General features: G+C 38.6%; 18 protein-coding genes and 1 tRNA gene (1 of these 19 running past the window's edge). All 19 read right to left on the reverse strand.

Annotation, left to right across the window (positions count from 1 at the left end):
- Positions 1-4 precede the first annotated feature (4 nt).
- Positions 5-1,114 (reverse strand): ribosome biogenesis GTPase YqeH, encoded by a 1,110-nt coding sequence (gene yqeH / locus IGJ03_RS10520; protein WP_002381381.1) that lies wholly within the window; start codon positions 1,112-1,114, stop codon positions 5-7.
- On the reverse strand, positions 1,111-1,638 hold the full coding sequence (locus IGJ03_RS10525; RefSeq protein ID WP_002356296.1) for a YqeG family HAD IIIA-type phosphatase: 528 nt from the start codon (positions 1,636-1,638) through the stop codon (positions 1,111-1,113). The genes yqeH and IGJ03_RS10525 overlap by 4 nt, the downstream gene beginning before the upstream one ends.
- A gap of 221 nt (positions 1,639-1,859) precedes the next feature.
- Complete coding sequence (locus tag IGJ03_RS10530; RefSeq protein ID WP_002367302.1) at positions 1,860-2,648, reverse strand: acetyl-CoA carboxylase carboxyl transferase subunit alpha; 789 nt, start codon at positions 2,646-2,648, stop codon at positions 1,860-1,862.
- A 1-nt stretch (position 2,649) separates the two neighbouring features.
- Positions 2,650-3,516, reverse strand: coding sequence for an acetyl-CoA carboxylase, carboxyltransferase subunit beta (accD, locus tag IGJ03_RS10535; RefSeq protein ID WP_002356293.1), 867 nt, complete (start codon positions 3,514-3,516; stop codon positions 2,650-2,652).
- Between the two features lie 55 nt (positions 3,517-3,571).
- Positions 3,572-4,942: an acetyl-CoA carboxylase biotin carboxylase subunit gene (locus tag IGJ03_RS10540; RefSeq protein ID WP_002373903.1), complete on the reverse strand. Its 1,371-nt coding sequence runs from the start codon at positions 4,940-4,942 to the stop codon at positions 3,572-3,574.
- A 7-nt stretch (positions 4,943-4,949) separates the two neighbouring features.
- Complete coding sequence (gene fabZ / locus IGJ03_RS10545) at positions 4,950-5,375, reverse strand: 3-hydroxyacyl-ACP dehydratase FabZ (protein WP_002356286.1); 426 nt, start codon at positions 5,373-5,375, stop codon at positions 4,950-4,952.
- A 3-nt stretch (positions 5,376-5,378) separates the two neighbouring features.
- Entirely contained in the window at positions 5,379-5,867 is a 489-nt protein-coding gene (accB, locus tag IGJ03_RS10550) for an acetyl-CoA carboxylase biotin carboxyl carrier protein (protein ID WP_010777912.1), read from the reverse strand.
- A 1-nt stretch (position 5,868) separates the two neighbouring features.
- Positions 5,869-7,104 carry a beta-ketoacyl-ACP synthase II gene (fabF, locus tag IGJ03_RS10555; protein ID WP_002356284.1) on the reverse strand — a complete coding sequence of 412 codons (1,236 nt, stop codon included), beginning with the start codon at positions 7,102-7,104 and terminating at the stop codon, positions 5,869-5,871.
- A gap of 18 nt (positions 7,105-7,122) precedes the next feature.
- A complete protein-coding gene (fabG, locus tag IGJ03_RS10560; protein ID WP_002356283.1) occupies positions 7,123-7,860 on the reverse strand; it encodes a 3-oxoacyl-[acyl-carrier-protein] reductase in 738 nt (245 codons plus the stop codon).
- A 3-nt stretch (positions 7,861-7,863) separates the two neighbouring features.
- Positions 7,864-8,793: an ACP S-malonyltransferase gene (fabD, locus tag IGJ03_RS10565; protein ID WP_153854203.1), complete on the reverse strand. Its 930-nt coding sequence runs from the start codon at positions 8,791-8,793 to the stop codon at positions 7,864-7,866.
- 32 nt (positions 8,794-8,825) lie between these two features.
- Positions 8,826-9,782, reverse strand: coding sequence for an enoyl-[acyl-carrier-protein] reductase FabK (fabK, locus tag IGJ03_RS10570; RefSeq protein ID WP_002356279.1), 957 nt, complete (start codon positions 9,780-9,782; stop codon positions 8,826-8,828).
- Between the two features lie 136 nt (positions 9,783-9,918).
- Positions 9,919-10,146 (reverse strand): acyl carrier protein, encoded by a 228-nt coding sequence (locus IGJ03_RS10575; protein ID WP_002356278.1) that lies wholly within the window; start codon positions 10,144-10,146, stop codon positions 9,919-9,921.
- 52 nt (positions 10,147-10,198) lie between these two features.
- Positions 10,199-11,164 (reverse strand): beta-ketoacyl-ACP synthase III, encoded by a 966-nt coding sequence (locus tag IGJ03_RS10580; protein WP_002359378.1) that lies wholly within the window; start codon positions 11,162-11,164, stop codon positions 10,199-10,201.
- Positions 11,165-11,179: 15 nt separating this feature from the next.
- On the reverse strand, positions 11,180-11,620 hold the full coding sequence (gene fabT, locus IGJ03_RS10585) for a fatty acid biosynthesis transcriptional regulator FabT (protein WP_002362455.1): 441 nt from the start codon (positions 11,618-11,620) through the stop codon (positions 11,180-11,182).
- Between the two features lie 389 nt (positions 11,621-12,009).
- Positions 12,010-12,240: a YkuJ family protein gene (locus IGJ03_RS10590; protein ID WP_002379802.1), complete on the reverse strand. Its 231-nt coding sequence runs from the start codon at positions 12,238-12,240 to the stop codon at positions 12,010-12,012.
- A gap of 100 nt (positions 12,241-12,340) precedes the next feature.
- On the reverse strand, positions 12,341-13,231 hold the full coding sequence (locus tag IGJ03_RS10595) for an NAD(P)-dependent oxidoreductase (protein ID WP_002359377.1): 891 nt from the start codon (positions 13,229-13,231) through the stop codon (positions 12,341-12,343).
- A 72-nt stretch (positions 13,232-13,303) separates the two neighbouring features.
- Complete coding sequence (gene bgsB, locus IGJ03_RS10600; RefSeq protein ID WP_002389260.1) at positions 13,304-14,527, reverse strand: cell wall glycolipid biosynthesis glucosyltransferase BgsB; 1,224 nt, start codon at positions 14,525-14,527, stop codon at positions 13,304-13,306.
- A 46-nt stretch (positions 14,528-14,573) separates the two neighbouring features.
- Positions 14,574-15,578, reverse strand: coding sequence for a cell wall glycolipid biosynthesis glucosyltransferase BgsA (gene bgsA, locus IGJ03_RS10605; RefSeq protein WP_002359375.1), 1,005 nt, complete (start codon positions 15,576-15,578; stop codon positions 14,574-14,576).
- 192 nt (positions 15,579-15,770) lie between these two features.
- Positions 15,771-15,819: transfer RNA gene (locus IGJ03_RS10610), tRNA-Asn, on the reverse strand (it continues 25 nt past the right edge of the window).

Genomic DNA, 15,819 nt, shown 5'->3' on the forward strand with positions numbered 1-15,819 from the left:
AAATTTAAATTAATGCTTTTCTACGTAAAACATCGACACCTTTAGGCGCCCAACCAGCGACTACACCAGGTTCTGTGACAGTAATCCAACCTAGACCAGCAAACACAATATCCGTTTTTTCTTTCACGGAAAATTCAAAGCGCACTAATTCAGGAAACTCAGCGACTTCATCGGCACGTGGGGGCTGCAATAAGCCACCAACATGTTTTTCATAAAAAGCATCGGCGGTTGCTGTTTTTGTTCGGTGTAAATTTAAGTCATTGGAAACGTAGGCAATGAAGGAACTTTTAGCACCTTGGACATAATCAAAGCGAGCCAAGCCACCTAAAAACAAGGTTTGTTCAGCATTTAATTGGTAAACTTTCGGTTTGATTTCTTTTTGCGGTGCAATAATTTTCAAGTCTTTTTTACCTAGGTAATGTGCCATTTGATGACGGTGAATAATTCCGGGCGTATCGATTAAGAAGTGGCCATCGTCTAATGGAATTTCAATTTTATCTAGCGTTGTTCCAGGAAATTGTGATGTCGTAATCACATCTTGAACACCCACTGTTTGTTGAATGATTTGATTGATTAATGTTGATTTTCCAACATTGGTCACACCTACGACATAAACGTCTCGGCCTTCACGATATTTTTCGATTGTATCTAATAACTCTTGCATTTCTTGTGGTTTCTTGCCACTTGTTAGTAAAACATCAACAGGGCGTAATCCTGCTTCATGGGCCCGTTCTCTCATCCATTGAACCATTTTAGGTTTTTTTAATGATTTAGGCAAAATATCCACTTTATTGCCAACTAACAACACAGGATTATCTCCGATAAAACGATGTAGTCCTGGAATAAGAGAGCCATTAAAGTCAAAAATATCCACTACGTTCACAATCAGTGCATCTTCTGTTCCTAAACCATTCAATAAACGTAAAAAGTCATCATCTGTTAATTGGACATCTTGAATGTCATTATAATGTCTTAAGCGAAAACAACGTTGGCAATAAACTTCCCCTGTTTCCATTCCTTTTTCGAAAGCTGTTTTTGGTGTATAGCCTAATTCATGAGGATTTTCCGTTTGGATAATCGCACCACAGCCAATACAATGAATTGCCTCTGTCATTCTAATCCGCCTCTCCATGTCATTTCTGGATGTTTTTTTGATAAGTATTTCATAATTTTCCGTTCAAAGAACCGATTGATTCTAGTATTCCAGCCATCTGTATCGACAATCGGTTGAACTAAAACATTGCGTATACCCGCTGCGTTAGCTCCCCGAATATCTGTCATAATCTGATCGCCGACCATTAACATTTCAGATGGCTTCAAGCCTAATTTTTTTTCTGCTAATTTGAAGCCACGTGCGGTTGGTTTCAAGGCACGTGCTACATAATCTAAGTCAAACTTTTCAACAACGCGTTTAATCCGGCTGTCTTTGTTGTTTGAAACAACGAGGACAGTAATTCCTGCATTTTTCATTTCTAATAACCAAGTTTTTAATTCTTCTGTTCCATCGGGATTATTCCAAGCAATTAACGTATTATCTAAGTCAGTTAGTACTGCCTTAATCCCCAGTTTTTTTAATTGTGCGGGGGTAATTTTATAAATCGCATCAATCATCCATGTCGGTTTATATTTTGAAAACATCGTGACTCCTCTCACTGACACTATGTAGTTTCTTCGATTTTAAGAGACTGAAACATAACTAAACAATTATGCTTCAGTCTCTACCTATTGTATTATACTGCATTTTACTGAAAATTTCTATAAAGGACGGTCGTTCCTTGTAAAAGAACAAGTAAAATAAAAGAAAAAATAAAAAAAGCCACCCATCAACCCCTGAAAAGTTCGTTGATGAGTAGTAACTTCTAATATTTGCGAAAACGTTGGTATCTTTTTTCTAGTAACGTTTCCGTATCTAATTTAGCTAATTCAGTTAATTTTGAAATAAACGCTTTTTGTAACATGCGATTAATTTTTGCTTGTTCCAGAGGCTGACCGTTCATAACTTCTGGAATTACTTTATCTACAATAGCTAATTCCTTCAGCTCTGTCGCTGTGATTTTCATCAATTCTGCTGCTTCTTTCGCACGACTGCCATCTTTCCACAAAATAGAGGCGAAACCTTCTGGCGAAAGAACCGCATAAATCGTGTGTTCCAACATCCAAACTTCATCTGCGACTGCTAAAGCTAAAGCACCGCCACTGCCACCCTCACCAATGATGACTGAAATGATTGGCACTTTCAAATCAGACATCTCTAACAGGTTTTGCGCAATGGCTTCCCCTTCTCCCCGCTCTTCGGCACCAATCCCACAATAGGCACCAGCAGTGTTCACAAAGGTAATGACTGGACGATTAAATTTTTCCGCTTGTTTCATTAAACGTAACGCTTTGCGATACCCTTCAGGATTAGGTGAACCAAAATTACGTTCAATATTTTCTGGTAGATTTCGGCCTTTTTGGATACCTATCACTGTAACTGGTTTCCCTTGCAAAGTAGCAACACCACCGACTACAGCTAAATCATCGGCAAAGTAACGATCCCCATGAAATTCTAAAAAGTCCTCAAAAATGGCTTCTATATATTCTAAAGTTGTCAAACGATCTTGGGCTCTTGCCAAGGTAACAACATCATTGGCTGTTTTCTTTTCCATGTTAACGCCACCCTTCCAAAGAATGTAAACGTAACAAGTCGCTCAATCGTTGACGCAAAAGATTTCTTGGCACAATCTGATCTACAAAACCATGTTCTAAAAGAAACTCGGCCTTTTGAAAATCATCTGGCAACTCTTGACGAATCGTTTGTTCAATTACACGGCGGCCAGCAAAACCGATTAAACTCTGAGGCTCTGCCAAAATAATATCGCCATCCATCGCAAAACTTGCGGTAACACCGCCAGTCGTTGGATCAGTCAATACCGTAAGATACAGCAAGCCTGCTTTGTTATGCCGTTGCAAAGCGGCCGAAATTTTCGCCATTTGCATCAATGAAAAAATTCCTTCTTGCATACGGGCTCCACCAGATGCAGTGAAAATCACCACTGGTAAATGCTTTTCTGTCGCCCGCTCAAACAAGCGTGTGATTTTTTCACCAACAATCGTTCCCATACTGCCCATGATAAAATTAGCATCCATGATTCCTATTGCAACAGCTTGTCCTTCAATTGTTGCTTCTCCCGTTAAGACAGCTTCATCTAGCCCAGTTTTTTCTTGCATTTTTTCAATTTTTTCAAGATAACCAGGAAAATTTAGTGGATCTTTTGTCACTAATTCACTGTCCCAATTGTGGAAACTTTTTTCATCAACGGTTATCGCTAATCGTTCCCATGCACCAATCCGAAAACTATAGCCACAATGCGGACAGATTTTTTCTGCACCCATTTCTTTTGTATACAGTGTTCGCTTACAAGAAGGGCATTTTGCCCACATATTATCTGGAACAGAAGGCTTCTTTGATGCATCATTTGCATCAGCACGATTTGGATTAATGCGAATGTAATTTTTCTTTTTAAATAATGCCATTTGCTTACTCCTCGTATTTTAGCGGCAAGAGCACAGCTCTTGCGGCGTTCTTTCTTTAATGATTGCTTTCTGGCTCCCAATTTGGTAGAAATGTTTCTTGTAAAAAGCTTGTGTCATAGTCACCTGTCAAAACATTGTCATGTGTAATTAAATCCAATTGGAATTCGGCATTCGTAATAATACCTTCTGTTACAATTTCATTTAAAGCCCTTTGCATTTTCATCAAGGCATCAAAACGATTTTCACCATGTACGATGACTTTCGCAATCATCGAATCATAATAAGGTGGAATTGAATACCCTGAATACATAGCGCTGTCTACACGCAAGCCCATTCCACCACTAGGCAACAAGAGATTTTGAATTTTACCTGGTGAAGGAGCAAAATTAAAGGCAGGATTTTCAGCGTTAATTCGGCACTCAATCGCATGCCCAGTCATGGTAACATCCTCTTGGGTATAGCCTAAAGGTTCACCTGAAGCAATTTCTAATTGTGCTTTGACTAAATCAATCCCTGTTACCATTTCCGTAACTGGATGTTCGACTTGGATGCGGGTATTCATTTCCATGAAATAAAAGTCGCCAGCTGGATCCATCAAAAATTCAATGGTTCCGGCATTTTCATAATGCACAGCTTGTGCCGCTCGAACGGCCGTTTCGCCTAACATCTGACGCTTTTCTTCAGAAATAGCAATCGATGGTGATTCTTCTAACACTTTTTGATTATTTCTTTGTAGTGAGCAATCACGTTCTCCTAAGTGAATCACATGCCCATATTGATCACCTAAAATTTGCACTTCGATATGACGTGCTGGATAAATAATTTTTTCTAAATACATATCATCATTACCAAATGCGGCTTTGGCTTCTTGCTGCGCTGAAGTAAAGTGTTTCGGTAACTCTTCTTTTGAAAGAACTTTTCGGATTCCTTTTCCGCCACCACCAGCAGCTGCCTTTAACATCACTGGGTAACCAATTTTTTCAGCAATCGTCAACGCTTCTTCGACAGAATCAATGACGCCATCACTCCCAGGAATAACAGGTACCTTGGCTTTTTGCATCAGTTGACGTGCGTTTATTTTATTGCCCATTGCATCAATCGTTTCTGCTTTAGGACCGATAAAAGTAATGTTGCATTCTTCGCACATTGAAGCAAATTGACTATTTTCAGATAAGAAACCAAACCCTGGATGAATCGCTTCAGCATTGGTAACAATCGCTGCACTTAAAACAGCTTGAACATTTAAATAAGAATCAGTTGCTTTCGCCGGTCCAATACAAATAGCTTCATCTGCTAACTGTGTGTGTAACGCTTCTTGATCCGCTTCAGAGTAAACAGCAACTGTTTGAACGCCTAATTCGCGACAGGCACGAATAATACGAACAGCGATTTCTCCGCGGTTTGCGATTAATACTTTCGAAAACATTTTTCACCTATCCAATCATAAAGGTTAATTCAGCCTCGGCAACTTTTTTTCCATTAACTTTTGCCACACCTTTACCCATTCCAGCAGAAGCGCGGACTTTTAAAAGTTCAACCTCTAAAATTAATGTGTCGCCTGGTGTTACCTTTTGTCTAAATTTTGCTTTATCTAATCCACCAAAGTATGCCGTTTTCCCTTTGAATTCAGGCATTGAAAGTAATGCCACGGCGCCTGCTTGAGCCAACGATTCAATAATTAAAACTCCTGGCAAAACAGGATTCCCAGGAAAATGACCTTGAAAAACTTGCTCATTAACCGTTACATTCTTTTTCGCTACAACGCGTTCCCCGGGAATGACTTCTTCAACACTATCTAATAATAAAAAGGGATAGCGATGTGGTAAAATTTCTTGAATTTCTGTAATTGTTAATTTCATGTTTTATTCTCCTTTAGCAACTCGGAATAGCGGCTGACCAAATTCAACCACATCTTCATTGTTGACTAATATTTCAGTAATCACACCGTCAACTGTCGCCGTAATTTCATTCATTAATTTCATCGCTTCAACGATACACACAACGTCACCCGTTTTAACAGTGTCTCCTACTTTGACAAAGTTCTCTTTATCTGGTGCTGGTTGTAAATAAACGATTCCTACAATGGGTGACGTAATTTCTTCTGTCTTTTCATTGGCTGTCGGTGTATTAGTTGGCGTTTCTTCAACGACAGAAACTGTTTCAACAGGCACTGACACACCATTAGCGGCTACTGATGTTTCTTGTGGTTGCGCCACTGGTTCTACGGCACTTCGTCCAGAAACTGTATTTTTATTCATATATAATTCAAACGAGCCTTCTCGTAAATCAAATTCGGTTAAAGTTGATTGATCAAATTGTGTTAATAGTGCTTTTACTTCTTCTAACTGCATGTTAATCCTCCCAGCGTTTTAAGCAAATAACTGCATTGTGGCCACCAAAGCCTAGCGAGTTACTTAAAGCATAATCAAATTTATGCTCTTTGCTTTCGTTTAAAACAACGTTCACCGTAATTGCTTCATCTTGATTTTCCACATTAATGGTTGGCGGAATAAATTGATGTTGTAAAGCATTTAGGGTAGCAATTCCTTCAATCCCACCAGCGGCGCCTAAGAGATGTCCCGTCATACTCTTTGTACTACTTACATACGCCGTTTTTGCGGCATCACCTAAAGCCAATTCAATTGCTTTAGATTCTGCACTGTCATTGGCTTGTGTGCTTGTTCCATGGGCGTTAATATAGCCAATTTTTTCTGGAGAAATCCCCGCTTCTTCCATTGCTAGTACCATGGCTTTCGCTGCGCCGCTCCCATCTGGTGTTGGTGATGTCATATGATAGGCATCGCAATTAGCACCATAGCCAACCACTTCACCTAAAATAGTTGCGCCTCGTTCTAGAGCATGATCTAATGATTCTAAAATAAAGACACCCGCTCCTTCTCCCATCACAAATCCACTACGTTCTTTATCAAAGGGAATTGAGGCTTTTTCTGGGTCAGTCGCCTTTGTTAAAGCGGTCAAGGAAGCAAATCCTGAAATACCGATTTCTGTAATAGGCGCTTCTGCTCCACCAGCAATAATGACATCGGAGTAGCCATGTTTGATATTGCGGAACGCTTCCCCAATTGAATGAGTTGCACTAGCACAAGCTGTCACTGTTGAAGTACAAATTCCTTTGGCACCAACACGTAAAGCAATATTTCCCGCCACCATGTTTCCAATCGCCATTGGAATAAATAACGGTGCCACACGTTCAGGTCCTTTGTCGTGCATCCGAATTACTTGATTTTGAATTGTTTCCAAACCACCAATCCCGGAACCCACCATGACGCCAAACCGATCCACATCTAGTTGACTGGTATCCAAGCCACTCATAGCCATTGCTTCTAAGGCCGCATAAATGCCAAATAACGAAAACTTATCCATGCGTTTGCCATCTTTTTTAACAAAATATTTTTCCATTGGAAAGTCTTTCACTTCAGCTGCTAAGGTGACACCTGTTTCACTAACATCAAATTTACTAATCGGTCCGATACCATTTTTCCCTGTTTTCAAACTTTCTAAAAAAGTCTCAGGTTCATTGCCAATCGGCGAGGTGACACCGTAACCGGTAATAACTACTCGATTCATCCTTTTGACTCCTTTCGTTTATCCGTGCATGACTAAGCCGCCATCAACATTCACGACTTGCCCAGTAATATAGGGACTTTTAGCTAAGAAAATCGCTGTAGCTGCGACATCTTCGACTTGCCCAAACGTTTGTAAGGGAATTTGCGCATTCATTTGTGTTTTAACTTTTTCCGATAAAACATCCGTCATTTCTGTTTGGATAAACCCTGGTGCAATCGCATTGCAGGTAATACCGCGCGGCGCAACTTCTCGTGCCACCGATTTAGTAAAACCAACGACACCGGCTTTACTCGCAGCGTAGTTTGCTTGACCAACATTTCCCATTAAACCAGAAACGCTAGCCATATTAATAATCCGGCCACTTCGTTGTTTCATCATACGTTTAACCGCTTGTTGGGTCATGTTAAAAGTTCCTACCAAGTTAATATCTAAACAGGCATTAAAATCCTCTTTTGTCATTCGTAATAATAATTTATCATTCGTAATCCCAGCGTTATTCACCAGAATATCAATCGAGCCTAATTGGTCAACGGTTGCTTGAATCATCTCACCTGCTGCATCAAAATCGGAAATATCTCCAGAAAGGCCAATACATTTTACCCCAAAGGCTTCAATTTCTTGTCGTTGTTCTGGCGTAATCTCACTCCGACCGTTTAAAACAATATTGGCGCCCTCTTTCGCAAAAGCCAACGCAACTGCTTTGCCAATCCCACGAGTGCTTCCAGTAATAAATACATTTTTTCCTGTTAATTCCATTTTTTACCTCCCAGTAAGTGCTGTTAACGTTTCTGTTAATGTTGCAACATCTTCCACACGGTGCATTTCAATTGTTTTGTCAATTTTTTTAACAAAACCAGTTAATGTTTTCCCTGGACCAACTTCTATCATCGTTCCCACGTTCATAGCCTTCATCGTTTCGATACTGTCTTCAAAACGTACCGCAGACATGACTTGCTTTTCCAATAACGCTTGAATTGCCTCTTGGGGCATAATTTCGGCAGTCGTATTACTAATGACAGGAATTTGCATCGTTTGAAAGTTCAATTTTGCTAAATCCTGAGCCAATTTTTTTGATGCTGGTTGTAACAGTGCCGTATGGAAAGGACCACTCACATTTAACGGAATCATTCGCTTCACACCAGCTTCTTTGAGAAGTATCATCGCTTGATCAACAGCAGCAACCTCACCACCAATCACGATTTGTTGTGGTGTATTATAATTTGCTGGAGCCACAATTCCGAAAGTACTGGCTTCTTGACAGGCTTTTTCAATTACTTCACGCTCAGCATTCATGACAGCAACCATTTTGCCAGTTCCTTGTGGTGCTGCTTCTGTCATGTACTGACCGCGCTTTTGGACCAAGGCCACTGCTTCTGAAAAACGCAAAGCCCCGCTGGCAACCAAAGCACTGTATTCCCCTAAGCTTAAACCCGCTACGACATCAGGCGTTAGTCCTTTTTGTTGCAAAAGACGGTAAAATGCGACACTGACTGTTAAAATAGCAGGTTGCGTATATTCTGTTTCATTTAAACGTTCATTTTCAGTAAAACAAAGTTCTGCCATCTCATAACCTAAGATATGACTTGCTTCATCGAAAGTTTCCCGAACAATCGCTTCTTGGTGATATAATTCTTCACCCATCCCTTGATACTGGGCTCCTTGTCCACTAAATAAAATCGCTGTTTTCATACGACACCTCATTTTTTGTTAAAATTATTCACTTAGCCCCAACGCTGATTCATCTTATGTACAATCGCTTTGCATTCAGACATGAGTGAATCAATGATTTCTTGGGCTGTTTCTTCTTTTTTTATTAACCCGGCAATTTGTCCCGCCATGACGGAACCGTAATCCATATCCCCGTCAACGACAGCTTTGCGCAAAGCGCCTTGACCAATCTTTTCAAACATTTCTAAATCAGGTACTTCTTTTTGAAGTTCTTGCTTTTCTAATTGATTATATTGAGCAGTTAATTTATTTTTTAAAGTACGCACTGGATGGCCAAAATGTTGGCAGGTAATTACTGCATCTAAATCACGTGCCTTTAAAACTTTCTGTTTATAATCTGGATGAACGTTGCATTCTTTGGCAATTAAAAAACGTGTGCCTAACTGGACTGCTTCAGCACCTAACATAAAGGCCGCAGCCATACCACGACCATCACCAATCCCACCTGCTGCAATCACAGGAATTGACACAGCGTCAACGATTTGCGGTAAGCCACTCATAGTGGTTAACTTGCCAATATGTCCACCAGCTTCCATTCCTTCAAAAATGACAGCATCGGCACCAATTTTTTCCATTCTTTTTGCTAAAGCAACTGAAGGAACTACTGGAATTACTTTAATGTTATGTTCTTTAAAACGAGCCATGTATTTGGCTGGATTGCCTGCACCTGTCGTTACGACAGGAACCTGTTCTTCACAAACCAAATCGACAATTTCATCGGCAAAAGGTGAAAGTAACATAATATTGACACCAAAGGGTTGCTCCGTTAATTCTTTAACTTTTTTAATTTCTTTTTTTACGACTTCTTTTGGGGCATTGCCACCAGCAATAATCCCTAATCCACCAGCGTTTGACACGGCACTTGCTAATGAAGCATCGGCTACCCAAGCCATACCGCCTTGAAAAATGGGATAATTAATTCCAAGCAACTCACATAACTGTTGATTCATTGATTTTATACGTCCTTTAGTTCTAAGATAAGTACACTTCATTCAAGTAAAAAAGGATTTTTCCGGCTTATTTACTTGTTTTTTTAGGGACTGGGTCATTTAGCAATTAAATGTCCCAGCCCCCTATTTTCATGTATTAGTTTGCTTGTTGTTTTTCTACATATGTTACTAAATCTTGAACGGTTTGGATGCCATCTTCTGTTTCGATTTTCACATCAAATTCATCTTCGATTTCGTTAATGATTTGGAATAAATCTAAGCTATCCGCATCTAATTCTTCTTGAATGTTTGTAGTTAATTGTACCTCTTCAGCATCTTTTCCTAATTCTTCTACGATAATTGCTTGAATTTTTTCAAATACCATGTGTATATTCCTCCAAAATAGTCATTTTCTTCATTTATATGTGAACAGTTTTTTACAGCGTTAGGAGCAGTGAGCCCCATGTTAAGCCGCCGCCAAATCCTGTTAGCACCACGCGTTGTTGGGAACCTAAAATTAAGGTCCCATTTTCAACTGCTTCATCCAACAAAATAGGAATGCTAGCAGCTGAGGTATTGCCATATTTATCCATATTCGTTAAAAACTTCTCGCGGGAAATCTTCGTCTTACGTGCAATTTTATCGATAATGCGCACATTTGCTTGATGTAGTAGAAGATAATCCACGGTTTCGTCCGTCACGAGGGATAAAATATTTTGTGAAACATCTTTAATCGCAAAATCAAAAATACTACGTCCTTCCATCTGTAGCGTCTTACTCGCCTGCTCATGCCCCTGATAAAAAGGACTTTCGTTGATCGTGTAGCCTGACGTTAAAGCCGCCCACCGTTGTCCATCTGCTTGTAATTTTTCATTTAGAAAATGCGGTGTCTCAGCCGCTTCAATCAAGACACCGGCAGCCCCATCACCGAAAAGCACCGCTGTGGAGCGATCGGTCCAATCCAACATTTTGGAAAATGTTTCGCCACCAATTACTAGACCTGTTTGATAACGACCACTTAAGACTAGTTTTTCTGCCATACTTAAGGCATAGACAAAACCAGAACACGCTGCACTGATGTCAAAAGCAAAGGCCTCAGTGGCGCCAATTGCGCCTTGCACTTGGCAAGCAACAGAAGGCATATTGAAATCTGGTGTCACTGTTGCAACTAAAATAAAGTCAATCTCACTTGCTTGCTTTCCAGATTTTTCCAATAACTGTTTTGCGACTTGATGACATAAATCAGACGTATTTTCTTGCGTAACGATGCGACGTTCACTAATGCCTGTTCGCGAATGTATCCATTCATCAGAGGTATCCATCATTTCACTCAGTTGGTGATTCGTGACACAATTCTCTGGAACATAACGGCTTGTACAACTAATTCGTGCATAATTCTTCATGGGGATCCTCACTTTTTATTTGTATTCTTGCAAGAAATCATGAAGATTTTTTAGTGCTCTTAACAGCGCTTGTTCTTCTTCTTGCTCCATGCCTTTCAAAATGTTTTTAACCATTTCACGATGAAAATGCTGATGGACTCTAAAAAGTAATTTTCCTTTTTTAGTTAAGCCAAGCTTTACTACACGTCGATCATCTTCACTACGCAAACGTTCAACATAGCCTTTTTTAACTAAGTTGTTAATCGCTACAGTAAGTGTTCCGACGGTAATTGACAGTTCCTTAGCTACTTCTGAAGACGTTTTTTTCTTGTACATACCAATTGCTTCGATTGTGTGCATCTCCGTAATGGATAAATCATTAAATTGTGATTTTTTCAATTCAGATTCTTCAATCGTTAAGATGTCATTAAAGACACTGACTAAGTAATCGTTGACTGTTTCTAAATTAGGTTCCATTCTGTGCACCATCCATATACTTTGATTATCAAAACATTTGATGTTCAAACTATATCGTAAATAAGCAAAGAATGCAAGAGAATTTTCTATATTTTTAATGAAATATTCTTCAAATATTTCAAAAAAGGCGCATTTTCAAGGGACGAGGCTTTTAAAAAAAGGATCAATTACTTTGATACCCAAACTATTTTCACAGAAAATGGAAAGAAGTGCAACTAAAAAGCATCACTGGCACTCCCCTGATTGAGAAGTGCCAGTGATTTTTGTTATATAATTCTTAAACTCCCACTAAGCTATTGCTACAACTTGACTGGATAATACGAGAAGAGAGTGAACCAGAAGCTTTGGTGCTTCTACTCCACTCCCTTATTAAAATGTAGGACGATTAATTATTGAATTAAGTCGTAAATTTCCATTGCTACAATATCGATGTTATCGAATTGATAGCTTTGGTGCGTATCAGATTCTGTTAATTCAAATGTTTCTGTTGATTTATCAAAACTTACAATACATTTCTCTACGCCTTCACGTTCAAAGCGGCGTACTTGTACTTCATTATCTGCTGCTTCGATCATTGCTTCCAGTCTCTTAATAATCGCCACAAGTTGTGAATGTTTCATCAGTGGGCCTCCTTTTGCAAACTAGTTCTGTACCATTGTAACAAAACATTGCCTAACTTGCATGATTTTTCGTCATTTTTTTTGATTTTTTTGTTGTTCTTTAATTTTTATTCGTTGGTTGCTTGCCATCTGTCCACCAAAGCTTAATTAAGGCCTGTGTGCCATCATTTTCAAACCCTTTATCTGCAAGGCTTTCATATAATTCTGTCGCTTTTTGCGTCGCTGGCAATGGAAGGTCAAGTTTTTTTGCTTCATCTAACGCAATCTTTAAATCTTTGATAAAATGTTTAACAAAAAAGCCTGGCGTATAATCTTCTTTTAAAATACGCGGTCCATAATTACTTAATGACCAGTTCGCAGCACTACCACCACCGACTGTTTCCAGAACTTTTTCTAAAGTTAATCCTGTCGCATTTGCATAAACGAGCATTTCAGTCAACCCGGTCATTGTGCCTGCAATCATTAACTGATTCGCCATCTTAGTGTGTTGCCCTTTTCCAGCTGAGCCATGTAGCATAAACGTTTTGCCAAATGTTTTGAAAATTGGTAAGACGGTCTCATAACTTTCTTGATCGCCACCAACCATAATTGTTAAAGTACCATTTTTAGCACCTAAGTCACCACCAGAAACTGGCGCATCCAACGCATGAGCACCCACTTCTGCTGCTTTTTTGGCAATCTTTTCAGCCAAGGTCGGCGTACTTGTGGTTAAATCTACTACTATTTTACCTGTAAGATCTGCTTGAAAAATCCCTGTTTCATTAAAATACACGCCTTCAACATCTGAAGGAAAGCCAACCATTGTAAAAATGATATCACTCGCTTCCGCAATTGCTTTTGGCGTATCATACCAAACTGCTCCTTCAGCAACTAAATCATCTGTTTTACTTTTTGTTCGATTGTAAACATTGACAGATAAATTGTTTTTCATCATGTTACGAATAATTGATTTTCCCATGACACCTGTTCCAATAAAGCCGATTTTAGACATAGTAGCTTCCTCCGTTCTTAAAATAAAAAACTTTCCTCCTTCAGTATAAACGAAGGAGGAAAGTTTTGCAGTTTATTTTCTTAAAGATGTAAATTTTACTTTAATTTTTTTTATTGAGTCCGCATTTTCTTTTTCCATTTGAAGTTGATCAAAGTAAATCAATGTGTCTTGATAAAATTCAATCATTTTGTTGCCAAAGTTTGTAGAAGAAATTTCAAATAATTTTTCATCTAAAATAGTTTGGTCCATTTTAATATTTGCTTGTATATAGTCAATCAATGTTGGGGCAAAATCACTGTCTGTCTTAAAAGTTTTGCCTAAGCTTTCATGATCAAATAAATTATTTAAATAGGCGTTCCCTTCTGCAACACATTGAACGCCAGCAGCCATCGCTTCTGTATAAGTTAAGCCTTGTGTTTCCGACGTTGAGGCGCTGACAAAATAGTCAGCAGCTTTATAATAAATGGCGACTTCTTCATTTGGCACTTCACCCGTAAATTGAACGTATTCACTGACTTCTAGTTCTTCTGCTAATTCTTTTAAATCCTCTAGATAGGGACCATTTCCAACTATTACTAAACGAGTTTGTGGTAATTTTTCAATAATTTGTGGTAACCCTTGAATAATTGCTTGAATATTTTTTTCATAAGAAATTCGACTTAACGATAACAACATAATCTGTTGCTCTTCAATACCTAGTTGTTGACGCATTCCAGCGATCATTTCTTCAGTAATATCGGGACGTAAAAACTTATCAATTTCGATCCCTGTTGGAATAATTCTCATTGGTGCGGTCACTCCATAATCCCGTAATTTTTCAATTACACGTTCACTGGGACAAACAACACCTGTCGTATGATTTGTAAACACTCTTGAAAAGAATTTAACATGTGATGGACGGACAACTTTTCCTTTAGCAATATAATGTAAGTAATCTTCATACATTGTATGATACGTATGGATGACAGGGATTTTCATTTTTTTCCCAACCATTTTCCCTAAAATACCCGCACCAAATTCAGTATGTGTATGAATTAAATCTAATTCCAATTCTTTGGCAATTAAATAGGCGTACCACATGCCGCGAACCACTACTCGGCGATCTTTAAAAGATACGAATGGCACACTAGGCATTCGTATGACATCTTCTTCAAAATCAGTTGCGTTAGGATCGGTTGTCGTAAAAATATACACTTCATGGCCGTGCTTTTCTAATTCATCTTTTAAGGTCTTAATAGAAGTCGCTACCCCACTCACTTGCGGGAAATACGTATCAGTAAAAAAACCAATTTTCACTCTCATTACCTCCATTTCATCTAACAATAACTGCCTTCAATATTTGTTAAGATAAGACTGTTTCGTAGACTTCTTTTAACTCGTAACCAATTTGCTTGATACTTCTTTGCTCTGCTACTTGATAGCCTGCTTCTCTAGTGCTAGGTATTTTCCCTTCTAATAAGCCTTCAATATATTTTTTAAATTCTTCAATAGAATGACCCATATAACAATTTTCATTAGCTACTAGCCAGCCTTGATAAACTGGAATATCACGCACTAAAACTTGTTGCTGACTAGCTAATGCTTCTAAGACAACAATTCCTTCCGTTTCTTCACGCGAAGGGAAAAAGAAGAGATTCGCTGCCGCATAGGCCCCTTCGATGACATCTCCTTTAATATAACCTGGGAAAATAACATTTTCTGGATGATCTTCTTTAACTAATTGTCGGATATTTTTTGGGATAGAATACATTGGTGTATCACCAAACCAAATAAATTGATACTCTGGTAACTGTCGCGCAACTTCAATAAAATCAGTGATTCCTTTGCGTTCAAAAAATAATCCCACACAAATAATTACTTTTTTCTCTTCATCTATTTTAAAATATTCTCGGAATTTTTGTTCCTTTTCTTCTGAAGGATAAAAGCGTGATAAATCAATACCATTTGAGATCGCCGAAATAGGCACTTTAATGCCATATCCTTCTAGCAATGTTTTAGAATACGGTGTTGGTGTAATTAAATGATCCGCTTTGGAATACAAACTGATAAGATATTTTTTTACTAATGGTGCCAGTTGATTAGACCCAATAAAGGAATTACGAAAATCTTCTTCTGTCGAATGGGCATGATAAATAACTTTTTTTCCTAGTTTACGTGCTTTTCTGACCATACGATGGCTATTTACGCCATATGTATTAATATGCAATATATCATAGTCACTGCAATCAGCATCTAATGTATATTCTATTCCAACTTCAGAGAGCGCTCGTTTCTGGTGATCTAATGCTCGACCAATACCTGATTTGGCTAAGATTTTCTCACCTTCAAAATATAACAATATTTTCAAACCCGCTCCTCCTTTTCTGCTTTACTAACTATAATAAACACATTATACCATAGCTAAAATTTGATGTATTCATTCTTCGGTAGGATCCTTTTAATCTTATAAATGTTTTTAAGGTCCCTTCTTCAAGCTTATCAAAAAATAGTGAATAAAACAAAAAAAGCAAAAACCAAGTTGGTTTTTGCTTTTGCTCAACTCCGGCAGTAGGACTCGAACCTACGACATCATGATTAACAGTCATGCG

The organism is Enterococcus sp. DIV1315a, assembly GCF_051712325.1.
Lineage (GTDB): Bacteria > Bacillota > Bacilli > Lactobacillales > Enterococcaceae > Enterococcus > Enterococcus faecalis.

Excerpts from the sequence above, each read along its gene's own strand:
- yqeH (WP_002381381.1), bottom strand. The coding sequence starts at position 1,114 with ATGACAGAGGCAATTCATTGTATTGGCTGTGGTGCGATTATCCAAACG.
- IGJ03_RS10580 (WP_002359378.1), bottom strand. The coding sequence starts at position 11,164 with ATGAAGAATTATGCACGAATTAGTTGTACAAGCCGTTATGTTCCAGAG.
- IGJ03_RS10590 (WP_002379802.1), bottom strand. The coding sequence starts at position 12,240 with ATGAAACATTCACAACTTGTGGCGATTATTAAGAGACTGGAAGCAATG.
- fabZ (WP_002356286.1), bottom strand. The coding sequence starts at position 5,375 with ATGAAATTAACAATTACAGAAATTCAAGAAATTTTACCACATCGCTAT.
- IGJ03_RS10525 (WP_002356296.1), bottom strand. The coding sequence starts at position 1,638 with ATGTTTTCAAAATATAAACCGACATGGATGATTGATGCGATTTATAAA.
- IGJ03_RS10540 (WP_002373903.1), bottom strand. The coding sequence starts at position 4,942 with ATGTTTTCGAAAGTATTAATCGCAAACCGCGGAGAAATCGCTGTTCGT.
- IGJ03_RS10575 (WP_002356278.1), bottom strand. The coding sequence starts at position 10,146 with ATGGTATTTGAAAAAATTCAAGCAATTATCGTAGAAGAATTAGGAAAA.
- fabT (WP_002362455.1), bottom strand. The coding sequence starts at position 11,620 with ATGGAACCTAATTTAGAAACAGTCAACGATTACTTAGTCAGTGTCTTT.
- fabF (WP_002356284.1), bottom strand. The coding sequence starts at position 7,104 with ATGAATCGAGTAGTTATTACCGGTTACGGTGTCACCTCGCCGATTGGC.
- IGJ03_RS10595 (WP_002359377.1), bottom strand. The coding sequence starts at position 13,231 with ATGTCTAAAATCGGCTTTATTGGAACAGGTGTCATGGGAAAATCAATT.
- fabG (WP_002356283.1), bottom strand. The coding sequence starts at position 7,860 with ATGGAATTAACAGGAAAAAATGTATTTATTACTGGAAGCACTCGTGGG.
- fabK (WP_002356279.1), bottom strand. The coding sequence starts at position 9,782 with ATGAATCAACAGTTATGTGAGTTGCTTGGAATTAATTATCCCATTTTT.
- IGJ03_RS10530 (WP_002367302.1), bottom strand. The coding sequence starts at position 2,648 with ATGGAAAAGAAAACAGCCAATGATGTTGTTACCTTGGCAAGAGCCCAA.
- accB (WP_010777912.1), bottom strand. The coding sequence starts at position 5,867 with ATGCAGTTAGAAGAAGTAAAAGCACTATTAACACAATTTGATCAATCA.
- fabD (WP_153854203.1), bottom strand. The coding sequence starts at position 8,793 with ATGAAAACAGCGATTTTATTTAGTGGACAAGGAGCCCAGTATCAAGGG.
- accD (WP_002356293.1), bottom strand. The coding sequence starts at position 3,516 with ATGGCATTATTTAAAAAGAAAAATTACATTCGCATTAATCCAAATCGT.